This is a genomic window from Citrobacter sp. T1.2D-1, assembly GCF_950098555.1.
In the GTDB taxonomy this organism is placed as follows: Bacteria; Pseudomonadota; Gammaproteobacteria; order Enterobacterales; family Enterobacteriaceae; genus Citrobacter_A; species Citrobacter_A telavivensis.
Genome location: NZ_CATNHH010000045.1, coordinates 277,273 through 297,976, shown reverse-complemented (window position 1 = coordinate 297,976; position 20,704 = coordinate 277,273). Strand labels below are relative to the sequence as shown.

Here is a 20,704-nt window from a genome sequence, read left to right as displayed (position 1 = left end):
GTTGCAGAAAGCTTTTTCCAGTTGTTGAAACGCGAACGGATAAAGAAAAAGATCTACGGAACGCGGGAAGAAGCCCGCAGCGATATTTTTGATTACATCGAAATGTTTTATAACAGTAAGCGTCGGCATGGTTCTAGCGATCAGATGTCACCGACAGAATATGAAAACCAGTATTATCAACGGCTCGGAAGTGTCTAGATTATCCGTGGCGATTCATGTTAACGCCCAGCTCGTAGAAGCTGATCCAACTGATGTCATCAAACAGATAGTAATCTGCCGCGAAGCGGAAACGAGTGCCGCCGTCGAAGCCATTACGCTTATAGCCATTTGCGCCGTCATCGCCCGTCATGTTCTGGAACTGAGGACGAATACTCCCGCCAACGGTAAAGTTGAGACGGCTCAGCGGATTGCCCGCCTGCGGATCTTGTTTCAGAACGGTGATTTCCGCCTGAGAGGCGAAAGACGTCAATGCCACTGCTGCGCCGATCGATGCCGCCAGCGCTGTTGTTTTTATAGTCATTATTTTTCCTTGATAGATTTCCTGCTAACTATTCAGCAATTGAATATTAACTGGTATTAACACTGACGTGTTGGCGGGTTTTTAATGATTTGTGCCGTTAAACAGCGAGGGGTTATCAATTTATGCTACTAAGAAAGTACGCGCCAGCATAAAAACCGGCGCGTCATTATCACGGAGTTAAACAGTAAACTGGCGGAACAATGCTTTCCCTTTCAGGAGACGGATACCGAGCCAGCCACCGCAAAGGGAAAGTAAAAGCGCACCACAGACCGGCAGGATAATCCACAAGCGCCAGTCAGGTTCCCACGGGAAGTCAAACACCCGGGTTTGCAGCACCGCCAGCGCGGTTTCTGCGCCAATGGACGCCACCAGCCCGGAGACCATCCCCAGCATGGCGAATTCGCACCACAGCGTAGTACGCAAGAGTTTCTTACCCGCGCCTAATGTACGCCAGACCACCAGTTCCTGATGGCGCTGACGCATACCGACCTGCACCTGCGCCAGTAACAGCAGCATGCCGCAGGCGGTCACCAGCACGACCATCACTTCCAGCGCCCGACTGACCTGCTCCAGCACCTGCCCCACCTGTTTAAGGATCGCGCCGATGTCTAACAGGCTGATGGTCGGGAACTCACGGTTAAGCTGCGTCAGCATGCCGTTGCCGTTCTCCCAACGAAAGCTGGTCAGCCAGCTCTGCGGCTGTCCATCCAGCGCGCCGGAGGGGAAGATAAAGAAAAAGTTAGGTCGCAGGCTCTCCCAATCCACCCGACGCAAACTGGTTACCTTTGCGCTGAACTCCTGGGTGTCGCCCATAAAGGTTACGCTGTCGCCAAGTGAGATGTTCAGTCGTTTTGCCAGCCCCTCTTCCATCGACACCTCGCCTTTTGCTGGCGGCCAGTTGCCGGCGGTAATCGGGTTGTGGTCAGGACGACTCTCCTGCCAGGTCAGGTTCAGTTCGCGATTCAGGGACTCATCCTGCCCGCCTTCGGTTGGCGTATTGTTTATCGCCGTCAACCGCGCCCGCACAATCGGATAGAACGCTTCCGGGATCACCTGATGCTCTGAGAGAAAGGCCTTCACCTGTGGCACCTGTTCAGAGGCAATGTTGATCAGAAAATAGTTGGGACTTTCCGGCGGAAGCTGCTGCTGCCAGCGATCCAGCAGATCGCCGCGTAATACCAGCAGCAGCGCCAGCAGCATAAACGACAGTGAAAACGCCGACAGCTGGCTCAGGGTCGACCACGGCTGACGCAGCAGGCGACTGACCGCGAGGCGGAGCGGCAGCGCCGATAGCGTCATTCCACGCAGAACGTTCAGCAGCATCCAACCCAGCACGCCACACAGCAGCGCCAGTACCACTGCTCCCGCCAGCACCGCCCACAGCAACGGACTTCCGCCCATTAATCCGGCCAGTAACAGCACCACCACTACGGTCACGATCGGCAAATAGAATTTCAGCGGCCAGACGTTTGCCACCACGTCACGACGCAATACGCGCAGCGGTTGGGTGGCGAGCAACAAGCGATACGGACGCAAACCGACCAGCAGTGAGATCACCGTCATGGTCCCCAACGCCCAGATCCACGGCCAGAAACTGGCAGGCGGCAGCGCGGCAGGCAGCACCGGTTTGAGCAGCACCATCAGCATCTTTTCAAATAGCAGGCCGATCGCCCCACCCGTCACGGCGGAAAGGACCAGCACCATTAGCCACTGCCCGACAATCAGTTTTCGCAGTTGCGCCCTGCCCGCACCGAGCGTTTTCAGAATCGCCACCAGATCGTAACGGCTGCGACAGTAGTGATTCATCGCCACCGCTACCGCAGCGACGGCCAGCAACAGCGTTAATAGCGCCGAAAGGAGGAGAAACTGTTGCGAACGCTCGAGGGATTTCCCCAGTGCGCCTTCATCCTGCTCAAGTCCGTACCAGCGATGTTCCGGCTTCAGCTGCGGTAGCAACCACCTTTCGTAGCCATCAAGCTGTTGCGGCGTACCGCCAAATTTATAGCGCCATGTAACGCGACTACCAGGCTGTACGGCACCGGTTTTTGCAACGTCCGCCGTATTCATTAACAGGCGCGGGGCCATCTGGAAGGGGTTAAAGCCGGAGTCCGGCTCCTGCACCACTTCACCGGCAATGCGCAGCGTGGCGTCGCCGACATCAATGGTGTCGCCGGTTTTCAGATTCAGCAACGCCATCAACCGCGGTGCCAGCAGTACCGTTCCCGGCAGCGGTTTGAGTCCCGGAGGGTTGGTTTCCAGCTCGCCGTACATCGGATAGATGTCATCGACCGCTTTGACATTCGCCAGCTGTGGCGTGTCACCGGCAAAGGTCATCGTGGCAAAGGTCAGTTGCTCTCCCACCTTCAGACCGCGCTTACGCGCTTCATCAATCCACGCCTGCGGCACCTCGCGCGAGCTGCGCAGTGCCCGGTCGCCCGCCATAAACTCACGACTTTGCTGACTTAGCCCTTTTTCCATACGATCGCTGATATTGCCCAGCGCCAGCACGCAGGCCACCGCCAGACTCAGTGCCAGCCAGACAATCAACAGCGATGGCGAGCGCCATTCGCGCCAGAACCAGCGTGCGATCATGCCTCCTCCTGCAACTGTCCGTTCACCAGCCGCAATCGTCGGTTACAGCGCGCCGCCAGTTGCGGATCGTGAGTCACCAGGATGAGCGTGGTGCCATGCTCGCGGTTAAGCGAAAAGAGCAGATCGGCAATTTTCTCGCCGGTCTGCCGGTCGAGGTTACCCGTCGGCTCATCGGCAAACAGTACGTCCGGGCGGCCATTAAAAGCGCGCGCCAGCGCCACGCGCTGCTGCTCACCACCGGAAAGCTGTGCCGGAAGATGGTCCAGACGCTTACCCAGTCCCAGTTGCTCAAGCAGTGCTTTCGCCCCCGCTTTACTTTGTCCGCTGTTTTCGCCGCGCAGCAGTGCGGGAAGTTCGACGTTCTCCAGCGCGTTCAGCGTGGGAATCAACATAAATGACTGAAAGACAAAGCCAACATGCTGCGCGCGCAGTTGGGCCCGGGCCTCCTCATCCATCTGGTGTAACGGTTTACCCACCAGATTGACTTCGCCGTCGGTACCGTCATCCAGTCCAGCGAGGATCGCCAGCAGCGTGGATTTCCCTGAACCCGACTCGCCAATCAGCGCAATGGTCTCAGCGCGTTTGACAACCAGTTCAACTCCGGTAAGGATGGAAAGCTCGTGCTCCCCCTGACCGACGGACTTCTTAAGATGATGAACTTCAACAATGTTTTCCGCTGGCATTTGCCTATCCTGTTCCTGATCCTGTTTACCTGTCGGGCCGCTGCGGCTGACACGTTGTTAATTCTCGGCGACAGCCTGAGCGCCGGATACCGAATGTCCGCCAGTGCCGCCTGGCCTGCGCTGCTCAACGATAAATGGCAGAGCAAAACCACCGTGGTGAACGCCAGCATCAGCGGCGACACCTCCCAGCAAGCGCTGGCGCGTCTGCCTGCGCTGCTCAAGCAGCATCAACCGCGCTGGGTGCTGGTTGAGCTGGGCGGCAACGATGGGCTGCGCGGCTTTGCGCCGCAACAAACCGAACAGACGCTGCGTACCATCGTGCAGGACGTTAAGACAGCGAACGCCGAGCCGCTACTGATGCAAATTCGCCTGCCCGCAAACTACGGTCGTCGGTATAATGAAACCTTCAGCGCGCTCTATCCAAAGCTCGCCAAAGAGTTTGATATTCCTCTGTTACCCTTTTTTATGGAAGAGGTCTATCTAAAACCGCAATGGATGCAGGATGATGGTATTCATCCTAACCGCGACGCCCAGCCGTTTATCGCCGACTGGATGGCGAAGCAGTTGAGTCCTTTAGTAAAACACGAGTCTTAATTCAACGGAGATCCTGACAGGTAAAGTTATGCAAAAATCGGTCTTAATAACAGGATGTTCCAGCGGCATCGGCCTGGAAAGCGCGCTTGAGCTAAAGCGTCAGGGCTTTCAGGTTCTCGCCGGCTGCCGTAAACCCGACGATGTCACGCGCATGAATAACATGGGATTCACCGGCGTATTGATCGACCTCGACTCTCCCGAGAGTGTGGATCGCGCCGCTGACGAGGTGATCGCCCTGACCGATAACTGCTTATACGGGATCTTTAACAATGCCGGATACGGCGTTTACGGTCCGCTGAACACCATCAGCCGCGCACAGATGGAGCAGCAATTTTCCGCCAATTTCTTTGGCGCGCACCAACTCACCATGCGCCTGTTACCGGCCATGCTGCCACACGGCGAAGGTCGGATCGTGATGACCTCCTCGGTGATGGGGTTGATCTCAACGCCTGGGCGCGGTGCCTACGCGGCCAGTAAATACGCGCTGGAAGCCTGGTCAGATGCGTTGCGCATGGAGCTGCGTCACAGCGGAATTAAAGTCAGCCTGATTGAACCCGGCCCCATCCGCACGCGTTTTACCGAAAACGTTAACCAGACCCAGAACGACAAACCGGTGGAAAACCCTGGTATTGCCGCACGTTTTACGCTCGATCCTGAAGCTGTCGTCGCCAAAGTGCGCCATGCTTTTGTCAGCGATAAACCCAAACTCCGTTATCCGGTCACGCTGGTGACCTGGGCCGTCATGCTGCTCAAACGCCTGCTGCCGGGACGCCTGATGGACAAAATTTTGCACGGATGAGTTGAAGCGTGCGCGTCAGCCCCCATGTAAAAAAGAAATCGACACAAGAGAGTGACTCCATGTCCACACAGAATATTGTCAACATTAACGAATCGAACCTGCAGCAGACCTTAGAACAGTCGATGACCACGCCGGTCCTGTTCTACTTCTGGTCAGAACGCAGCCAGCACTGCCTGCAGTTGACGCCGGTGCTGGAAAGCCTCGCTGCGCAGTACAACGGTCAGTTTATTCTGGCGAAACTCGACTGCGACGCCGAGCAGATGATCGCCTCTCAGTTTGGTCTGCGCGCCATTCCGACCGTCTATCTGTTCCAGAATGGTCAGCCGGTTGACGGCTTCCAGGGACCGCAGCCGGAAGAGGCGATTCGTGCCCTGCTCGACAAAGTGTTGCCGCGTGAAGAAGAGTTGAAAGCGCAACAGGCCATGCAACTGATGCAGGAAGGCAACTACATTGAAGCGCTGCCGCTGCTCAAAGATGCCTGGCAACTCTCTAACCAGAATGGTGAAATCGGCCTGCTGCTGGCGGAAACACAGATCGCCCTCAACCGCTCCGAAGACGCGGAAGCCGTGCTGAAAACTATTCCGCTACAGGATCAGGACACCCGCTATCAGGGGCTGGTTGCGCAGATTGAACTGTTGAAACAGGCGGCGGATACGCCGGAGATTCAGCTATTGCAACAGCAAGTGGCGGAAAATCCGCAGGATGCCGGACTGGCAGCGCAGCTGGCGCTGCAACTGCATCAGGTCGGACGCAATGAAGAAGCGCTGGAACTGCTGTTCAGCCATCTGAAGAAAGATCTCGCCGCCGCAGACGGTCAGGCGCGTAAAACGTTCCAGGAAATTCTTGCCGCGCTCGGTACCGGCGATGCGCTGGCGTCAAAATATCGTCGTCAGTTGTACGCGTTGTTGTACTGATCTTTGTTGCCCGATGGCGCTACGCTTATCGGGCCTACAACCCGAACGCATCCGTAGGCCGGATAAGGCTTCAGCCGCCATCCGGCACTCTCCGTCACGATTTCCTCAAATGCGTCACCACCAACTGGTGGCGCGCGTTGTAAAACTTCCGATAGGTTAAATAGCAGGCAATAATGGTCGACAGACTCGCCGTTGAAAGCAGCATAAACGTCACCATGATCTGATATTTAATGGCCTTGACCGGATCGATACCGGCAAAGATCAGCCCCGACATCATCCCCGGCAAACTCACCAGTCCGACCGTTTTCGCGGAGTCGATCGTCGGGATCAGCGAGGCGCGAATGCTGTCGCGGATCAATCCGGCAGACGCCATTTTCGGCGTCGCGCCGAGGCTGAGTTTCTCCTGAATCTGCTGCTGTTCGCTGCTGAAACGCTGACCGAGATTGTTGTAGCACAATCCGACGGCCACCATCGCATTACCGGCGATCATCCCGGAGATGGGGATCACCTGCATCGGGATAAATTCGATCGAACCCGACAGCACCAGCACCGCCAGTGTTAACCCCGCCCCCGTCGTGATGGCAATAAACGAAGAAAGAAACGCTTTATCAATATACTTACTGCGTTTCTGCGCGTTATAGGCGGCGTTAAAACAGATAAACAGCACCATCAGTAACGTCAGGACGGCATGGTTAACCGCGAAGATATATTTCAGTACATAGCCGACAATAATAAGCTGAACGACGGCACGCGCGACGCTCCAGAGAATATCTTTCTCCAGCGCCAGTTTCTCTTTGTGGCTTATCAGCATCGCCACCACCACCAGCATCATCGCTAATGCCAGTGACTCGTTGGTAATATTATGTTCATTCATTTCGTGCTTCCTGCATTTCTCCGGCATGCGGCATCAGGGTGATTATTTCATCCGCATGATTAATTTCGTCTTTATCGTGAGTCACCCACAGTACGCCTGTCTGCTTATCGCGAGCATAGTGATGAATAATCTCATTTACATTGCGCTTATTGCTTTCATCCAGCGCGCTGGTGATTTCATCAAGCAGTAAAACCTGCGGCAGAAACTGTAAATTACGGATCAGGGAAATGCGCTGCTTCTCCCCGCCGGAAAGTTCGTTGATATTTTTCGCCAGAATCGTCTCCGGCAACTGAAAGCGGGCCAGGTCAGCAAGAAAAGCCCCGGCGTCAGGACGCTGATGCCGGATCTGCCAGGGAAAGATCAGATTATCGTAAACGGTATCGCCAAACAGCGCGGGCGTCTGGGCGCAATACGAGACGTGCTGGCGGTAGTTTTCCGGGTTAAGCGTGGTGATGTCCTCCCCGGCAAAGAGGATCTCGCCGCGAGTCGGGCTGAGCAACGACGCGATAATCTTCAGTAAAGTACTTTTTCCGCAGCCGGAAGGTCCGGTTATTAATTTAAATTCACCAGGGCGTAAGTTAAAACTGATGTTATTCAGAATGTTCGTTGTCCCGACCTGGTAACCCACATTGTTTACCTGCAACAAAATGCTATTTTCACGCATTGTCTATCCTGTTTTCGCGTTTTATCGCAAAATAGTGTATCCCTCTAATTAACGAGAGGGGAACTCTCTTTAATGAATCAGGTATAATTTCAAGAGTAACGTCGCCAGTCACGACATCATGGACAGTTCAACAGGAGGTTTTTCAATGCTTATCGTTATTCCTATTCTCATTTTTGTCGCGCTGGTGATAGTCGGTGCCGGCGTGAAAATTGTCCCCCAGGGATACCAGTGGACGGTGGAGCGTTTCGGACGCTACACCCGCACGCTGCAGCCAGGCTTGAGCCTTGTCGTTCCGTTCATGGACCGTGTTGGTCGTAAAATTAATATGATGGAACAGGTGCTGGATATTCCCTCGCAGGAAGTTATCTCGAAAGATAACGCTAACGTTTCGATTGATGCGGTCTGTTTTATTCAGGTCATTGATGCGCCAAAAGCCGCGTATGAAGTCAGTAACCTGGAGCTGGCTATCATCAATCTGACCATGACCAACATCCGTACTGTACTGGGCTCCATGGAGCTTGATGAAATGCTCTCCCAGCGCGACAACATCAATACGCGCCTGCTGCATATTGTCGATGAGGCCACCAACCCCTGGGGAATCAAAATTACCCGTATTGAAATTCGCGACGTTCGTCCCCCGGCTGAACTGATCGGCGCAATGAACGCGCAAATGAAAGCGGAACGTACCAAACGTGCCTATATCCTTGAAGCCGAAGGGGTCCGCCAGGCGGAAATCGTCAAAGCCGAGGGTGAAAAACAGTCGAAAATTTTGATCGCCGAGGGCGACCGTCAGTCGGCATTTTTACAGGCAGAAGCCCGCGAACGTTCCGCCGAAGCGGAAGCGCGCGCCACCAAAATGGTGTCTGAAGCGATCGCCTCCGGCGATATTCAGGCGGTGAACTACTTTGTGGCGCAGAAATATACCGAAGCGCTACAGCAAATCGGCTCGTCCAGTAACAGTAAAGTGGTGATGATGCCACTGGATGCCAGCAGCCTGATGGGCTCCATTGCCGGGATCGCTGAACTGATCAAGGACAGCGCCAGCGAACGGAAAAAATAATGATCGAGATGATTGTGGGATATCCCCATATTTTCTGGCTCAGCCTCGGCGGTCTGCTTCTGGCCGCTGAAATGCTGGGCGGCAACGGCTATCTGTTATGGAGCGGCGTAGCAGCAGTCATTACCGGCATTCTGGTCTGGCTATTGCCCGTCAGTTGGGAATGGCAAGGCGTTATCTTTGCCGTCCTAACGCTGCTTTCCGCCTGGCTTTGGTGGAAGTGGATGGCGAAACGCGTTCGCGAACAAAAGCCAGCGGATAGTCAACTTAACCAGCGCGGCCAGCAACTGGTTGGTCGCCGGTTTGTGCTGGAATCCTCGCTGGTTAATGGCCGTGGACACATGCGGGTTGGCGACAGTTCGTGGCCGGTCAACGCCATTGAAGACTTGCCCGCCGGAACCCACGTTGAAGTGATCGCCGTTGAGGGCATCACGCTCTATATCAGACCCCTTCCCCGATGAAACAGATGACAGGAATCGCATGATGGTCAGGAAGACGCCTCTGGCATTAAGCTTTTGCGCATTACTGGCGAGTGCCCCGCAGGTATTCGCCTCGTTTGATATGGCAGACTGTACATGGAGCGACGCGCGCTGCCTGCTAAAAGGCGACCCTATTCTGACGCCTGATAATGATTCCCGTGACAACCTGTTGCGCCTGCTGAGTGAAGCAAAGTCACTTGCAGTGCCCGTTCAGTCGATGCCTGCCGATATCACCCGCTCACGCGATTTCTATTTTGCCTATCACCCGCAGTGGGATGACATTGATGTCCGGACAGACTCTCCGGCACAAACGCAGAACGCAGCAGACCCGATCGTCCAACAAATGGCCACGCTGCAGGTGGAGCCAATCGAATTCAAGCACGACGGTGAGCAGGAAAACCGTTTTGTCTCCAATAATGCCGACAGCGTCAGCCAGTTTTTTGCCGCGCTGCTGAACGATGACGCGCTAACGGCGGAACAAAAGCAGTCGCTGGCACAGGCGCGTCTGGGGCTCTATTCCGGGGCCAGCGCAGAGCAAATTACGGGGTCCCTCGCCACGCTCCCGGCAGATTCACCTGCCCCGCTGTATAAAACCTACCTGACCGGAGCGGCCCATTTTTACGCGGGCGAGTACGACAGCGCGACGCAGGCCTTCACGCCACTGCTCACCAGCGATCGCCCGTGGCTGGCGGAAACCGCGCAATATATGCTGATGCGCACGGCGCTGAACAAAAGCAGCCAGAACAGCGTCGGCGAATATGGCGACTTTGATATCGCGCGAATAAACCGTGAAGACGCTTTACTTGCGCAAAAAGAGGCGCAGACCTATCTCCAGCATTGGCCAGAAGGCCGCTATGCGGATTCCGCGCGTGGCATGCTGCGCCGCATCCATTGGTATTTGCAGGACTGGACAACGCTTGCAGGATTATATGAACAGGCGTTCCAGCAGGTCACCGATGCGCAAGCATTGCGGGAGCGGGTTATTGAATACGATAACGTCTATGGCATGCAGTTTTACGATCAATCCGTTCAGGATGCGTTCGCCGATGCCCCCCTCGTCAGCTACACCGAGATGCTGCGCGCCCTTCGCCTGAACAGCTACCGAAAGCCAACCCTGACGCAGGCCAAACTTGACGCCAGCAAACCGGTTTTTGACAAGCGCGGAAAACTGCCGCTGTGGCGCAATTTACAACTCAACCTGTGGCTGGCGACAGATAACTATGCCGCTATTCTTCAGGCAGTCACTCCGGCGAAAAAACTGCCGCCTCACGATATCCTCGCCTTCAGCGAACAGGTGCTCTACGGCGACGCGCTGATGGGACAAAAGCAGTGGTCAGCGGCGCGCGATTTCTGGTCGACGCTACTGAAGCTCAGCCAGGATAACGAACAGCAGCAGTATGTGCAGGCAAAACTGGCGGCCACGCTGGTTTACAGCGGCAACGTGGCGGCGATTTTTGCCCCGGACAGCGCGGTCACCAGTTTGCGCTACCGCTCCCGGGTACTGAAAACTGTGGCTACACCTGAACAGTTGCGCCAGCAGGTCAGCCAGGGGCCGAATAACGAAGAGCGCACTATTGCGCTGCATACGCTGCTGGTGCGCGATCTCACTGAAAACCGCTTTAGCGACTGGCTAAAAGACCGAAAACTCGCCAGCGCCATCACGCAACCGGTTATCGGTGAGGCATTCGACGATGTCAATCTGAGTACGTTTGACTGGAACGGCGACGCCGCTGAAGCCGGTTACGTGTGCCGCAGCCTCAATGACACCGTCGGCACGCTGAGCAAGACGCCCGACGACGCCCATGCGCTGAACTGTCTGGGCGAGTTTTTCCGTACCTCGCAAACGCATGTCGACTTGTGGAAAGACAACGCAGGCAACGGCGAGCTGGAAACCGCTATCCAGCAGAAAGACCCTGTCGGACAGTTTAACCGCCAGCGTTATTATCAGCAGGTCATCGCCTCGCCGAAGGCCGAGCACGAAGACAGAAGCTATGCGCTGTATCGGGCTATCATGTGTTACGCCCCGTCCGGATCGAATGAGTGTGGCGGAGAAGAGGTGGACAAACAGCAGCGTAAAGGCTGGTTCACACAATTGAAAACGCAGTATCCGGGCAGTCCGTGGGCGCAAAAACTCAAATACTACTGGTAATTGCGCTACTGGCGGGACAGGCGCAGGCGGCTGAGACGGTTATCGCCCGCGAACACCCGGCCTTCTGGCTCTGGTCAGGCGTGAAAGCCAGCGATGAACTGAGCGCTGCTCAGACGGTCTATCTGCATCAGGGTGAAGTGTTAGTGCGGGCAAAGGGCGTGGCCTTTCAGCGTCTGGGACTTCCCGTCAGCCGTCTGACGTTTCCGTCCATCTGGCTTACCGTGCGTTTCACCACGCTCGACGTACCGGACGCGATTCCGGCACGCATCGTGCGACTGATGCAGCGCTGGCAGGCGGCGGGAAATCAGGTTGTGGGACTGCAGGTCGATTTTGATGCTGCGACGCATCAACTGGCCGACTATGCCCGCTTTCTGCGGGCATTGCGCCAACAGTTGCCCCCCGACTTTGCCCTTGGCGTGACCGGACTGCTGGACTGGGCGAAAACGGGCGACGTCGCGACGCTGAACGCGCTGCCGATCGATGAACTGGTGGTACAGAGCTATCAGGGACGACGCACGGTGGCGAATTATCAGGACTACCTGCCCGCTCTCGCCCGATTGCGTATTCCGTTTAAGCTCGGGCTGGTACAGCACGGCAAGCGGGACAGCCAGGCGGAAGCACAGCTACGCGCATCCCCCTGGTATCGCGGCACGGTCGTCTTTATGCTCAACCCCGACGCGCGTTAAGCCTGCGCCTTGTGGTGGCAGCAGCCAGAAAGGTTTTCGATAATCGGGCATTCCGCGCTGTCATCACCCGGGCACGACTCCGCCAGGGCCAGTAACTGCACGCGCATTGACTGTAATTCGCTGATATGGCGCTCAATTTCCGCCACTTTCTCCAGCGTCCGCTTTTTGACGTCCGCGCTGTGACGACCCGGATCGTTGAACAGGTTCACCAGCTCGCCACACTCTTCAAGGTTGAATCCGACCTGGCGTGCCTGGCGCAGCAGCGTCAGCTCATTCAGATGCTGTTGCCCGTACGTGCGATAGCCGTTTTCACCCCGTAATGGCGGCGTGACCAGCCCTTTTTCTTCATAAAAGCGGATCGCTTTACTGGTTAAGCCGGTTTTTTTTGCTACATCGCTGATATTCACAAATCCTCCGCACCTTACGCTGTGGCATGGCGTCATTATAACGTACTTGTTGCTGACACCACACACCCATCCCTGTTGATGCCAATAACCTCTTCTCATTTCATTGCTTATGGGCAATACCACTGCCACTTTCACGTGTTGTCCGTAGCCGCCGCTCGTTCGCAGTTGATAGACAGTGAAGAACATCCTGGCTGGTGACCTTTTTCTGTAACAATTGCCTGTCATAAGTGATCGCTTTCTCAATTTTCACTCTTTCATCTTTCAATTCTACGCGGGTAGATTTATTAATCTGCGGTAAAAATATAATATCTACGCGAGTAGAACATGAAGAGTACAAACCTGCGACTCATGTCGACAGATAACTTCAAGGAGTTCTTATGAACACGCATTCATCCTCTGTTTCCCTGACGGATAACCCACAGGCAGCTCAGGAGCGGCTGGAAACCCCCGAAGGACGCCGCGAGTTTTGGCGAGCTACATTTTCCTGCTGGTTAGGCACCACAATGGAGTATGCCGATTTTGCCCTGTACGGCCTTGCCGCGGGCATTATCTTTGGCGATGTCTTTTTTCCGGAAGCAACACCTGTCATGGCGTTACTTTCCAGCTTTGCCGCCTATTCTGTTGGGTTTATTGCTCGCCCTATCGGTGCATTGCTGTTCGGCTGGATAGGCGATAAACATGGTCGGAAGATTGTCATGGTTATCACCATTGGATTGATGGGCATGTCGACCATGCTAATAGGGTTAATCCCCAGCTACGCCCAGATTGGCGTCTGGGCACCGGTATGTCTGGTTATCCTTCGATTTTCTCAGGGCCTGGGAGCCGGCGCGGAGCTTTCTGGCGGTACTGTAATGCTCGGTGAATATGCTCCCGTTAAACGCCGTGGGCTGGTTTCTTCGATTATCGCTCTGGGCTCGAACAGCGGAACATTACTGGCTTCTCTGGTTTGGCTCATCGTTCTGCAAATGGACAAAGATGACTTACTGAGCTGGGGATGGCGTATTCCTTTTCTTTGCAGCATTCTTATCGCCGCTACCGCATTATTAATTCGTCGCCATATGCGTGAAACGCCCGTCTTTGAACGTCAAAAAGCCCTCCTGCAGGCCGAGCGAGAAAAGGCGCTTCGCGAGGGAAAAGCACAGCAACAGCAAGATACACGCAGCTTCTGGAAACGGACCCGGGCGTTCTGGACCATGGTTGGATTACGCATTGGCGAGAATGGCCCCTCCTACCTGGCTCAGGGATTTATCATTGGCTATGTCGCTAAGGTGCTGATGGTGGATAAATCTGTGCCGACCGTGGCAGTGTTTATCGCATCGGTTCTGGGATTTGCCATTATTCCTCTGGCGGGTTGGCTGTCCGATCGATTCGGCAGACGTATCATCTATCGTTGGTTCTGCTTGCTACTGATCCTGTATGCCTTTCCGGCATTCATGCTGCTGGATTCTCGTGAGCCGTGGATTGTTATCCCGACGATCATTACCGGGATGGGGCTCGCTTCACTGGGTATTTTCGGCGTGCAGGCTGCATGGGGCGTTGAGCTTTTCGGCGTCACGAATCGTTATACCAAAATGGCATTTGCAAAAGAGCTCGGTTCCATTATGTCTGGCGGGACAGCGCCACTTGTCGCCTCTGCGCTACTCTCGTTTTACGGACACTGGTGGCCAATCGCTCTCTATTTCGCCCTTATGGCCGCAATTGGACTGGTGACCACGTTCTTTGCACCGGAGACCCGCGGGCGGGATCTCAACTTACCCGAGGATGCAATTTGAGGTCAAAGAACGTGATATGCGCGTTCTTTACCAAAGATTTTTGGGTCATAACGCCTTATGCTGTCTGGAAAAAATCACTCTGAACGCAATCAGGTAGGTGCCTCGTGACTCAATCACATTCGCAACGCGTAACACGTTCTGACGTGGCAAAAGAAGCGGGAACGTCCGTCGCTGTCGTTAGTTACGTTATTAATAATGGTCCGCGCCCCGTTGCCGAAGCGACCCGGCAACGTGTTCTACAGGCCATTAAGAAAACCGGTTATCGACCCAATGGCATCGCGCGTGCGCTGGCGTCAGGGAGTACACAAACTTATGGGCTTGTCGCGCCGGACATCTCGAACCCGTTCATCGCCTCTATGGCTCATGCTCTGCAACACGAAGCCTTTGCTGATGGCAAAGTACTCCTGCTGGGCGACGCAGGCGACAGTAGCTGCCGTGAACGTGAACTCATTAATAATATGCTGCACCGCCAGGTTGACGGGCTGATCTACACCAGTGTTGATCGTCATCCTTATATCAATTTGATTCAGGAGAGCGGTACCCCCTGCGTCATGCTCGATCGCGTGGATCCTGGACTTAACGTCAGCGTTATCCAGGTTGATGAACAAATGGCGGCGATGCAGGTAACACAACATCTGATTGATCACGGATACCGCGATATCGGCATCATCTGTGGTCCGCGTGAAATGTTGAATACTCAGGATCGTATCCGGGGCTGGCAGCAGGCGCTGGAAGCATCATCGTTAATGGTCAATCCCTCATGGATTATTTCGACCAACTATACCCGCGCCGGAGGTTACGAGGCGACAAAACGCATGCTTCAGCGCCAACTGCCGCGCGCGCTGTTCGCAACGAATGAACAGCAGGCTCTCGGTTGTTTACGCGCCCTGGCAGAACACGGGCTGCGCGTACCTCAGGATGTTGCTCTGGTCTGCTTTAACGCAACACAAGAATCGGCTTACAACGTCCCTTCCTTAACCGCCGTCCGGCAACCTGTCGATAAGATGGCCCGTGCGGCAATAGACATGCTGAAAAATTGGGATGGAGAAGTTCGCCGCGTTGAATTTGAGTTTTACTTACGAACAGGAGAGTCGTGTGGCTGCCAGGGACATGAAGTACACCCCGAGACAAAGTGAAAATGAATCGATGCGTATAATTATTGACTGCGATCCGGGCAATGGCATTCCCGGCGCTAATATCGATGATGGTCTGGCGCTGGCGCTGGCCATTGCCGCGCCGCAAATCGCGCTGGAGATGATCACCACTGTCGCCGGAAATACGCCGGTAGACGTGGGATATGCCGTTGCCAAAGATCTCATTACGCAACTGGACATTCCCGTCGCTGTCTACCGTGGTGCTTCGCGTGCGCTGCGGGAAGATCCGCAGCCTTGGCGTAAAAAACTGGATCATGGTGTCGATCAGTTTGGCTTACGACAACTCTGGTCAGATGTTCCTGCCCCGGCATTGTGCCAGAAGGTAAAACCCCACGCGCCTGAGGCAATGGGTGAACTCATCTGTAATAATCCTGGCGAGATCACGCTGGTTGCTACCGGTCCACTCACCAATGTGGCCATTGCCCTGCAGCTTTACCCGCAGATGGTTCACGCGGTCAAAAATATCGTCGTTATGGGTGGCGTATTCAATGTTCCGGGCTACCTGAAAGATACCAATTTTGGTCTGGACCCTGAGGCGGCTCATGCGGTACTCACCAGCGGTGCGCCAGTCACGCTGGTCCCGATGGATGTGACAACACAAACCCAAATGCTTCACGCCGATTTGGATCGTCTGGCAAAAACAGAAAACGGGCTTAGCCGTTATCTGGCGCAAACCATTCGCCCGTGGATCACATATTCTATGCAAACCCGCAATCTGCCTGGATGTTGGATCCACGATGTTTTAACCGTTGCCTGGTTACTGGATCCCTCTCTTGCAACAACGGCTGAAGATTATCTGGATGTCTCTCTGGAAGGCATTACACGCGGTATGACTTGCCGCTATGGACGTGACACATTACGCCTCAATGTCGGGATCCCTGAACCAAAAGGTGCGCAGGTAAAAATTCTGCAGAGCATCGATAATCCGCGGCTTATTTCGCTGATAGAGCACTATATCCAGACCTACGGCGCATAGCGTTACGGGTCAGAAAAGGAGACCTTCGTATACGGTTCAAGGTGAGTTTTTTCCGGAGGAAATATGAATACGTTATCCTTCCTCTTATTCGGTGAAGGAGAATCTCTCTTAATTACACTGGGCAAAATTTGCGTCGCTTTTATCCTGGGGGGAATCATCGGTCTTGAAAGAGAATCGAAAGGGAAGCCTGTCGGATTTAAAACGTGCGTCATTATTTCAGTCGCCAGCTGCGTTCTGACAATCGTCTCTATTCAGTCAGCAGAATACTACGCTGAAATCTCGATGAATATACGTAGCGACCCGATGCGGCTGGCCGCACAAATTATCAGCGGCGTAGGCTTTCTCGGTGCGGGTGTTATCCTTCATCGCCATGATGACGCCATCTCCGGGCTAACAACCGCAGCCATCGTGTGGGCTTCCGCGGGAGTGGGAATTACCAGTGGAGCCGGTTTTTATATGTATGCTCTGCTTGCCACAGGTTTGTTCCTGCTGGCCATAAAACTCAGCTATTTTGTTATCTTTTTACAAACCAAAAACCAATTGCCTGGCAAAGTAAAAATTCGCGTTATTCTTGATAAAAAAGCAGGGCTGCAAACGCTGATAGAAAGTATTAATCAGCAAAAGAACATTATTGAAGCCATTACTATCCGCGATGTTAAAAAGGGGAAAATAGAGGTCAACCTTAAAGTCGTGATTAGAAAAAAAATGACCTTGCCGGAACTCTACAGCAACCTTTCTACGCTCGAACACGTTTGTGCTATCGCACTGGAACACTGAATACTCAGGAAAAAACAAACTCCTTGACCTTCCCCTTGCGGGAAGGTTTACCCTTAATAACAGTTAGTCAATCAAGGTACAACGGTCAACCCTTATTGACCCGTTATAGAGGAGTGAAGTGATGTCTCAAACCATCGACCTGACCCTGGACGGCCTGTCCTGCGGTCACTGCGTCAAACGCGTAAAAGAGAGTCTTGAGCAACGTCCGGACGTGGAACAGGCGGAGGTCACCGTGACCGAAGCGCACGTTACCGGTACCGCCAGCGCCGAAGCGCTAATCGATACCATCAAACAAGCTGGTTATGGCGCAGAGTTAAGCCACCCAAAGGCTAAACCGCTGACGGAGTCATCAATCCCGTCGGAAGCGCTGGCAGCGGTCCCTCCTGAGCTTCCGGCAGCGACGGTTGAAGATGACAGCCAACAACTGCTGTTAAGCGGCATGAGCTGCGCCAGCTGTGTTTCCCGGGTACAAAATGCGCTGCAAAGCGTTCCTGGGGTCACGCAGGCACGGGTAAACCTTGCGGAACGTACTGCGCTGGTGATGGGCAGTGCGTCCGCTGCCGATTTAGTCCAGGCGGTGGAAAAAGTGGGCTATGGCGCAGAGGCGATTGAAGACGATCTCAAACGCCGCGAACGCCAGCAGGAAACCGCCGTCGCGACGATGAAACGCTTCCGCTGGCAGGCGATTGTCGCCCTGCTGCTAGGTGTGCCAGTGATGGTCTGGGGGATGATGGGCGATAACATGATGGTGACCGCCGACAACCGCAGCCTGTGGCTGGCGATTGGTCTGGCGACGCTCGCTGTAATGGTCTTTGCGGGCGGCCATTTTTATCGCAGCGCGTGGAAGAGCCTGATGAACGGCACCGCCACGATGGATACTCTGGTCGCCCTCGGCACCGGCGTGGCCTGGTTGTACTCGATGAGCGTCAATCTGTGGCCACAGTGGTTCCCGATGGAAGCACGCCATCTCTATTATGAAGCCAGTGCAATGATCATTGGTCTGATCAACCTCGGACACATGCTGGAAGCGCGGGCGCGTCAGCGCTCGTCTAAGGCGCTGGAAAAATTACTCGATCTCACGCCGCCAACGGCGCGGGTGATTACACAAGAGGGTGAGAAGAGCGTGCCGCTGGCAGACGTTCAGCCGGGTATGCTGTTGCGCCTGACCACCGGTGATCGCGTGCCGGTTGACGGTGAAATCACTCAGGGCGAGGCATGGCTGGATGAAGCGATGCTCACCGGCGAACCTATCCCGCAGCAAAAAGGGGAAGGCGACAGCGTGCATGCCGGTACCGTCGTGCAGGATGGCAGCGTGGTGTTCCGCGCCAGTGCGGTAGGCAGTCATACCACCCTGTCGCGCATTATCCGCATGGTGCGCCAGGCGCAGAGCAGTAAACCGGAAATTGGCCAGATGGCCGATAAGATTTCCGCCGTGTTTGTCCCGGTCGTAGTGCTGATCGCGCTGGTGAGCGCGGGTATCTGGTACGTCTTTGGTCCGGCCCCACAAATTGTCTATACCCTGGTTATCGCCACTACGGTACTGATCATCGCCTGTCCGTGTGCGCTGGGTCTGGCGACACCGATGTCGATTATTTCCGGTGTGGGTCGTGCGGCTGAGTTTGGCGTACTGGTGCGTGATGCCGATGCGCTGCAACGCGCCAGCACGCTGGATACGGTAGTCTTCGACAAAACCGGGACGCTGACCGAAGGCAAACCACAGGTGGTTGCAGTTAAAACCGTTGGCGGCATTGACGACGCGCAGGCGCTACGGTTGGCTGCGGCGCTTGAGCAGGGCTCCAGTCACCCGTTGGCGCGGGCGATTCTCGACAAAGCCGGTGATAGCGCACTGCCTCAGGTTAACGGTTTCCGCACCCTGCGTGGATTAGGCGTCAGCGGCGAAGCGGAAGGTCATACGCTGCTGCTGGGCAACCAGGCACTGCTGAACGAGCAGCAGGTTGACACTCACGAACTGGAAGACGAGATTTCTGCCCAGGCTTCTCAGGGCGCCACGCCGGTGCTGCTGGCGATTGACGGCAAAGCGGCGGCGCTGCTGGCCGTACGCGATCCGCTGCGTAGCGACAGCGTGGCGGCCCTTCAGCGACTGCACCGCGCCGGATATCGTCTGGTGATGTTAACCGGCGATAACCCGACGACGGCCAACGCCATCGCCAAAGAGGCGGGGATTGATGACGTGATTGCTGGCGTCCTCCCGGACGGTAAGGCCGATGCCATTAAGCGTCTGCAAAGTCAGGGGCGTCAGGTGGCGATGGTCGGTGACGGCATCAATGACGCACCGGCGCTGGCACAGGCCGATGTCGGGATTGCAATGGGCAGCGGCAGTGACGTGGCAATTGAAACCGCCGCGATCACGCTGATGCGCCACAGCCTGATGGGCGTGGCGGACGCGCTGTCTATCTCCCGAGCCACGTTGCGCAATATGAAGCAGAACCTGCTCGGCGCGTTCATTTATAACAGCATCGGGATCCCCGTGGCGGCCGGTATCCTGTGGCCGTTCACCGGAACGCTGCTGAACCCGGTGGTTGCCGGAGCGGCGATGGCGCTGTCGTCCATTACCGTGGTGAGCAACGCTAACCGACTGCTGCGCTTTAAACCGAAAGAGTAAGCGATGCCGGATGGCGCTGACGCTTATCCGGCCTACTGCGTTAATGTGAAACGACCAGGCCGGATGAGGTGCTTTAGCGCCGCCATCCGGCAATTCACACATTGCACCTTACCTGACCACGCGCTAGCATGGTTGTCTACTTAGGGAGGTCGCATGGATCTGTTTTACCGGGTAAAAACATTTTTCGCTGGGCTAACCGGCAATCGCTATACCTGGCCCGCCATTGACGTTTCGTTGCCCGGCAATCGCCACTTCCACCTGATTGGCAGTATTCATATGGGCAGCCGCGACATGTCTCCCCTCCCTGCCAGACTGCTTAAAAAGCTTCACAACGCCGATGCGTTAATTGTTGAGGCCGATGTCTCCGGCAATGACAGTCCCTTCGCCGACTTACCCGAGTTTACCGCGCTGGAAGAACGCCTCAGCGAGGAACAGTTGCGCAATCTGCATCGCGCGACCGATGAACTGGGGATCTCCCCGGCCCTGTTTTCGACGCAACCGCTGTGGCAAATCGCGATGGTGCTACAGGCCACTCAGGCGCAGCAGTTGGGGTTACGCCCGGAGTACGGCATTGATTATCAACTGTTGCAGGCCGCGAAGAAGGCAGAAAAACCGGTGATTGAACTGGAAGGCGCATCCAGCCAGATTGCGCTGTTATGCGAACTGCCGGATAACGGGCTGGCACTGTTGGACGATACGTTGACGCACTGGCACACCAACGCCCGGCTACTGCAACAGATGATGAGTTGGTGGCTGAAAGCGCCACCGCAGGACAACCACCTGACGCTTCCGAACACCTTCAGTCAGTCGCTGTACGATGTGCTGATGCATCAGCGTAATATCGCCTGGCGGGATCGCTTGTCGGCGCTGCCTGCGGGTCGCTACGTGGTGGCCGTGGGTGCACTACACCTGTATGGAGAAGGGAATCTGCCGGAACTGATGCGATAAAAAAGTGGCCAATATTTCTATTGGCCCGTCAAAGAG

The 20,704-nt window shown here is 55.3% G+C and carries 19 protein-coding genes and 1 pseudogene; 14 read left to right on the top strand and 6 right to left on the bottom strand.

Translation table 11 applies throughout. The features are described 5' to 3' along the window. Positions 1-198 (top strand): IS3 family transposase (locus tag QQZ17_RS21130; protein WP_143396058.1); only part of this gene is annotated, 198 nt, incomplete at its 5' end. Between the two features lie 16 nt (positions 199-214). On the opposite strand, the pseudogene QQZ17_RS21125 reads toward QQZ17_RS21130, so the two are convergent. The 3 genes and pseudogenes from QQZ17_RS21125 to ybbA all read right to left on the bottom strand — a co-directional run. Continuing rightward, positions 215-520 (bottom strand): annotated as a pseudogene (locus QQZ17_RS21125) (porin); the annotation flags it as partial. 177 nt (positions 521-697) lie between these two features. Further along, positions 698-3,112, bottom strand: coding sequence for a putative ABC transporter permease subunit YbbP (ybbP, locus tag QQZ17_RS21120; RefSeq protein WP_152405598.1), 2,415 nt, complete (start codon positions 3,110-3,112; stop codon positions 698-700). Further along, positions 3,109-3,795 carry a putative ABC transporter ATP-binding protein YbbA gene (gene ybbA, locus QQZ17_RS21115; protein ID WP_042324383.1) on the bottom strand — a complete coding sequence of 229 codons (687 nt, stop codon included), beginning with the start codon at positions 3,793-3,795 and terminating at the stop codon, positions 3,109-3,111. The genes ybbP and ybbA overlap by 4 nt, the downstream gene beginning before the upstream one ends. Between ybbA and tesA the strand changes: the two genes are divergently transcribed. Genes tesA through cnoX form a run of 3 tightly spaced genes read left to right on the top strand, consistent with a single transcriptional unit; the run spans position 3,763 to position 6,102 of the window. Then, entirely contained in the window at positions 3,763-4,389 is a 627-nt protein-coding gene (tesA, locus tag QQZ17_RS21110) for a multifunctional acyl-CoA thioesterase I/protease I/lysophospholipase L1 (RefSeq protein WP_187696636.1), read from the top strand. The genes ybbA and tesA overlap by 33 nt on opposite strands. A 28-nt stretch (positions 4,390-4,417) precedes the next feature. After that, positions 4,418-5,188, top strand: a complete 771-nt coding sequence (locus tag QQZ17_RS21105; RefSeq protein WP_152405599.1) for an SDR family oxidoreductase — start codon at positions 4,418-4,420, stop codon at positions 5,186-5,188. A 59-nt stretch (positions 5,189-5,247) separates the two neighbouring features. After that, a complete protein-coding gene (gene cnoX, locus QQZ17_RS21100; RefSeq protein ID WP_152405600.1) occupies positions 5,248-6,102 on the top strand; it encodes a chaperedoxin in 855 nt (284 codons plus the stop codon). A 94-nt stretch (positions 6,103-6,196) separates the two neighbouring features. On the opposite strand, the gene fetB is transcribed toward cnoX, so the two are convergent. Both fetB and fetA read right to left on the bottom strand, forming a co-directional pair. Then, the gene (gene fetB / locus QQZ17_RS21095) at positions 6,197-6,976 is read right to left on the bottom strand and encodes an iron efflux ABC transporter permease subunit FetB (RefSeq protein ID WP_152405601.1); all 780 of its coding nucleotides are present in this window, start codon (positions 6,974-6,976) and stop codon (positions 6,197-6,199) included. Continuing rightward, the gene (fetA, locus tag QQZ17_RS21090; protein ID WP_152405602.1) at positions 6,969-7,640 is read right to left on the bottom strand and encodes an iron efflux ABC transporter ATP-binding subunit FetA; all 672 of its coding nucleotides are present in this window, start codon (positions 7,638-7,640) and stop codon (positions 6,969-6,971) included. Before fetA ends, fetB begins: the two co-directional genes overlap by 8 nt. 145 nt (positions 7,641-7,785) lie before the next feature. Here fetA and QQZ17_RS21085 point away from each other — a divergent pair, with 145 nt between their 5' ends. From QQZ17_RS21085 to QQZ17_RS21070, 4 genes are read left to right on the top strand one after another with little or no spacing between them, the layout of a single operon-like run. Then, complete coding sequence (locus QQZ17_RS21085; protein ID WP_046477095.1) at positions 7,786-8,700, top strand: SPFH domain-containing protein; 915 nt, start codon at positions 7,786-7,788, stop codon at positions 8,698-8,700. Next, a complete protein-coding gene (locus QQZ17_RS21080) occupies positions 8,700-9,158 on the top strand; it encodes an NfeD family protein (RefSeq protein WP_152405603.1) in 459 nt (152 codons plus the stop codon). The genes QQZ17_RS21085 and QQZ17_RS21080 overlap by 1 nt, the downstream gene beginning before the upstream one ends. A gap of 22 nt (positions 9,159-9,180) precedes the next feature. Then, positions 9,181-11,325 (top strand): hypothetical protein, encoded by a 2,145-nt coding sequence (locus tag QQZ17_RS21075; RefSeq protein ID WP_152406380.1) that lies wholly within the window; start codon positions 9,181-9,183, stop codon positions 11,323-11,325. After that, positions 11,295-12,011 carry a DUF3142 domain-containing protein gene (locus tag QQZ17_RS21070; RefSeq protein ID WP_152405604.1) on the top strand — a complete coding sequence of 239 codons (717 nt, stop codon included), beginning with the start codon at positions 11,295-11,297 and terminating at the stop codon, positions 12,009-12,011. Before QQZ17_RS21075 ends, QQZ17_RS21070 begins: the two co-directional genes overlap by 31 nt. Here QQZ17_RS21070 and cueR read toward each other — a convergent pair. Further along, entirely contained in the window at positions 12,008-12,418 is a 411-nt protein-coding gene (gene cueR, locus QQZ17_RS21065) for a Cu(I)-responsive transcriptional regulator (RefSeq protein ID WP_046477086.1), read from the bottom strand. The two genes, QQZ17_RS21070 and cueR, sit on opposite strands and share 4 nt — an antisense overlap. 377 nt (positions 12,419-12,795) lie before the next feature. Here cueR and QQZ17_RS21060 point away from each other — a divergent pair, with 377 nt between their 5' ends. The 6 genes from QQZ17_RS21060 to QQZ17_RS21035 all read left to right on the top strand — a co-directional run bounded on the left by QQZ17_RS21060 (position 12,796) and on the right by QQZ17_RS21035 (position 20,668). Beyond that, positions 12,796-14,190, top strand: coding sequence for an MFS transporter (locus QQZ17_RS21060; RefSeq protein ID WP_152405605.1), 1,395 nt, complete (start codon positions 12,796-12,798; stop codon positions 14,188-14,190). A 104-nt stretch (positions 14,191-14,294) separates the two neighbouring features. Further along, positions 14,295-15,326: a LacI family DNA-binding transcriptional regulator gene (locus QQZ17_RS21055; protein ID WP_152405606.1), complete on the top strand. Its 1,032-nt coding sequence runs from the start codon at positions 14,295-14,297 to the stop codon at positions 15,324-15,326. Between the two features lie 10 nt (positions 15,327-15,336). Continuing rightward, positions 15,337-16,320 (top strand): nucleoside hydrolase, encoded by a 984-nt coding sequence (locus QQZ17_RS21050; RefSeq protein ID WP_235922396.1) that lies wholly within the window; start codon positions 15,337-15,339, stop codon positions 16,318-16,320. Between the two features lie 63 nt (positions 16,321-16,383). Further along, complete coding sequence (locus QQZ17_RS21045) at positions 16,384-17,097, top strand: MgtC/SapB family protein (protein ID WP_152405607.1); 714 nt, start codon at positions 16,384-16,386, stop codon at positions 17,095-17,097. A 121-nt stretch (positions 17,098-17,218) separates the two neighbouring features. Continuing rightward, positions 17,219-19,720 carry a copper-exporting P-type ATPase CopA gene (gene copA / locus QQZ17_RS21040; protein ID WP_152405608.1) on the top strand — a complete coding sequence of 834 codons (2,502 nt, stop codon included), beginning with the start codon at positions 17,219-17,221 and terminating at the stop codon, positions 19,718-19,720. A 153-nt stretch (positions 19,721-19,873) separates the two neighbouring features. Beyond that, the gene (locus QQZ17_RS21035; RefSeq protein WP_152405609.1) at positions 19,874-20,668 is read left to right on the top strand and encodes a TraB/GumN family protein; all 795 of its coding nucleotides are present in this window, start codon (positions 19,874-19,876) and stop codon (positions 20,666-20,668) included. The last annotated feature ends 36 nt before the right edge of the window (positions 20,669-20,704 follow it).

What these genes read in the sequence shown, in the direction of transcription:
- ybbP (WP_152405598.1), bottom strand. Translation starts at nt 3,112, where the DNA reads ATGATCGCACGCTGGTTCTGGCGCGAATGGCGCTCGCCATCGCTGTTG.
- tesA (WP_187696636.1), top strand. Translation starts at nt 3,763, where the DNA reads ATGATGAACTTCAACAATGTTTTCCGCTGGCATTTGCCTATCCTGTTC.
- ybbA (WP_042324383.1), bottom strand. Translation starts at nt 3,795, where the DNA reads ATGCCAGCGGAAAACATTGTTGAAGTTCATCATCTTAAGAAGTCCGTC.
- QQZ17_RS21105 (WP_152405599.1), top strand. Translation starts at nt 4,418, where the DNA reads ATGCAAAAATCGGTCTTAATAACAGGATGTTCCAGCGGCATCGGCCTG.
- cnoX (WP_152405600.1), top strand. Translation starts at nt 5,248, where the DNA reads ATGTCCACACAGAATATTGTCAACATTAACGAATCGAACCTGCAGCAG.
- fetB (WP_152405601.1), bottom strand. Translation starts at nt 6,976, where the DNA reads ATGAATGAACATAATATTACCAACGAGTCACTGGCATTAGCGATGATG.
- fetA (WP_152405602.1), bottom strand. Translation starts at nt 7,640, where the DNA reads ATGCGTGAAAATAGCATTTTGTTGCAGGTAAACAATGTGGGTTACCAG.
- QQZ17_RS21085 (WP_046477095.1), top strand. Translation starts at nt 7,786, where the DNA reads ATGCTTATCGTTATTCCTATTCTCATTTTTGTCGCGCTGGTGATAGTC.
- QQZ17_RS21080 (WP_152405603.1), top strand. Translation starts at nt 8,700, where the DNA reads ATGATCGAGATGATTGTGGGATATCCCCATATTTTCTGGCTCAGCCTC.
- QQZ17_RS21075 (WP_152406380.1), top strand. Translation starts at nt 9,181, where the DNA reads ATGGTCAGGAAGACGCCTCTGGCATTAAGCTTTTGCGCATTACTGGCG.
- QQZ17_RS21060 (WP_152405605.1), top strand. Translation starts at nt 12,796, where the DNA reads ATGAACACGCATTCATCCTCTGTTTCCCTGACGGATAACCCACAGGCA.
- QQZ17_RS21050 (WP_235922396.1), top strand. Translation starts at nt 15,337, where the DNA reads ATGCGTATAATTATTGACTGCGATCCGGGCAATGGCATTCCCGGCGCT.
- QQZ17_RS21045 (WP_152405607.1), top strand. Translation starts at nt 16,384, where the DNA reads ATGAATACGTTATCCTTCCTCTTATTCGGTGAAGGAGAATCTCTCTTA.
- copA (WP_152405608.1), top strand. Translation starts at nt 17,219, where the DNA reads ATGTCTCAAACCATCGACCTGACCCTGGACGGCCTGTCCTGCGGTCAC.
- QQZ17_RS21035 (WP_152405609.1), top strand. Translation starts at nt 19,874, where the DNA reads ATGGATCTGTTTTACCGGGTAAAAACATTTTTCGCTGGGCTAACCGGC.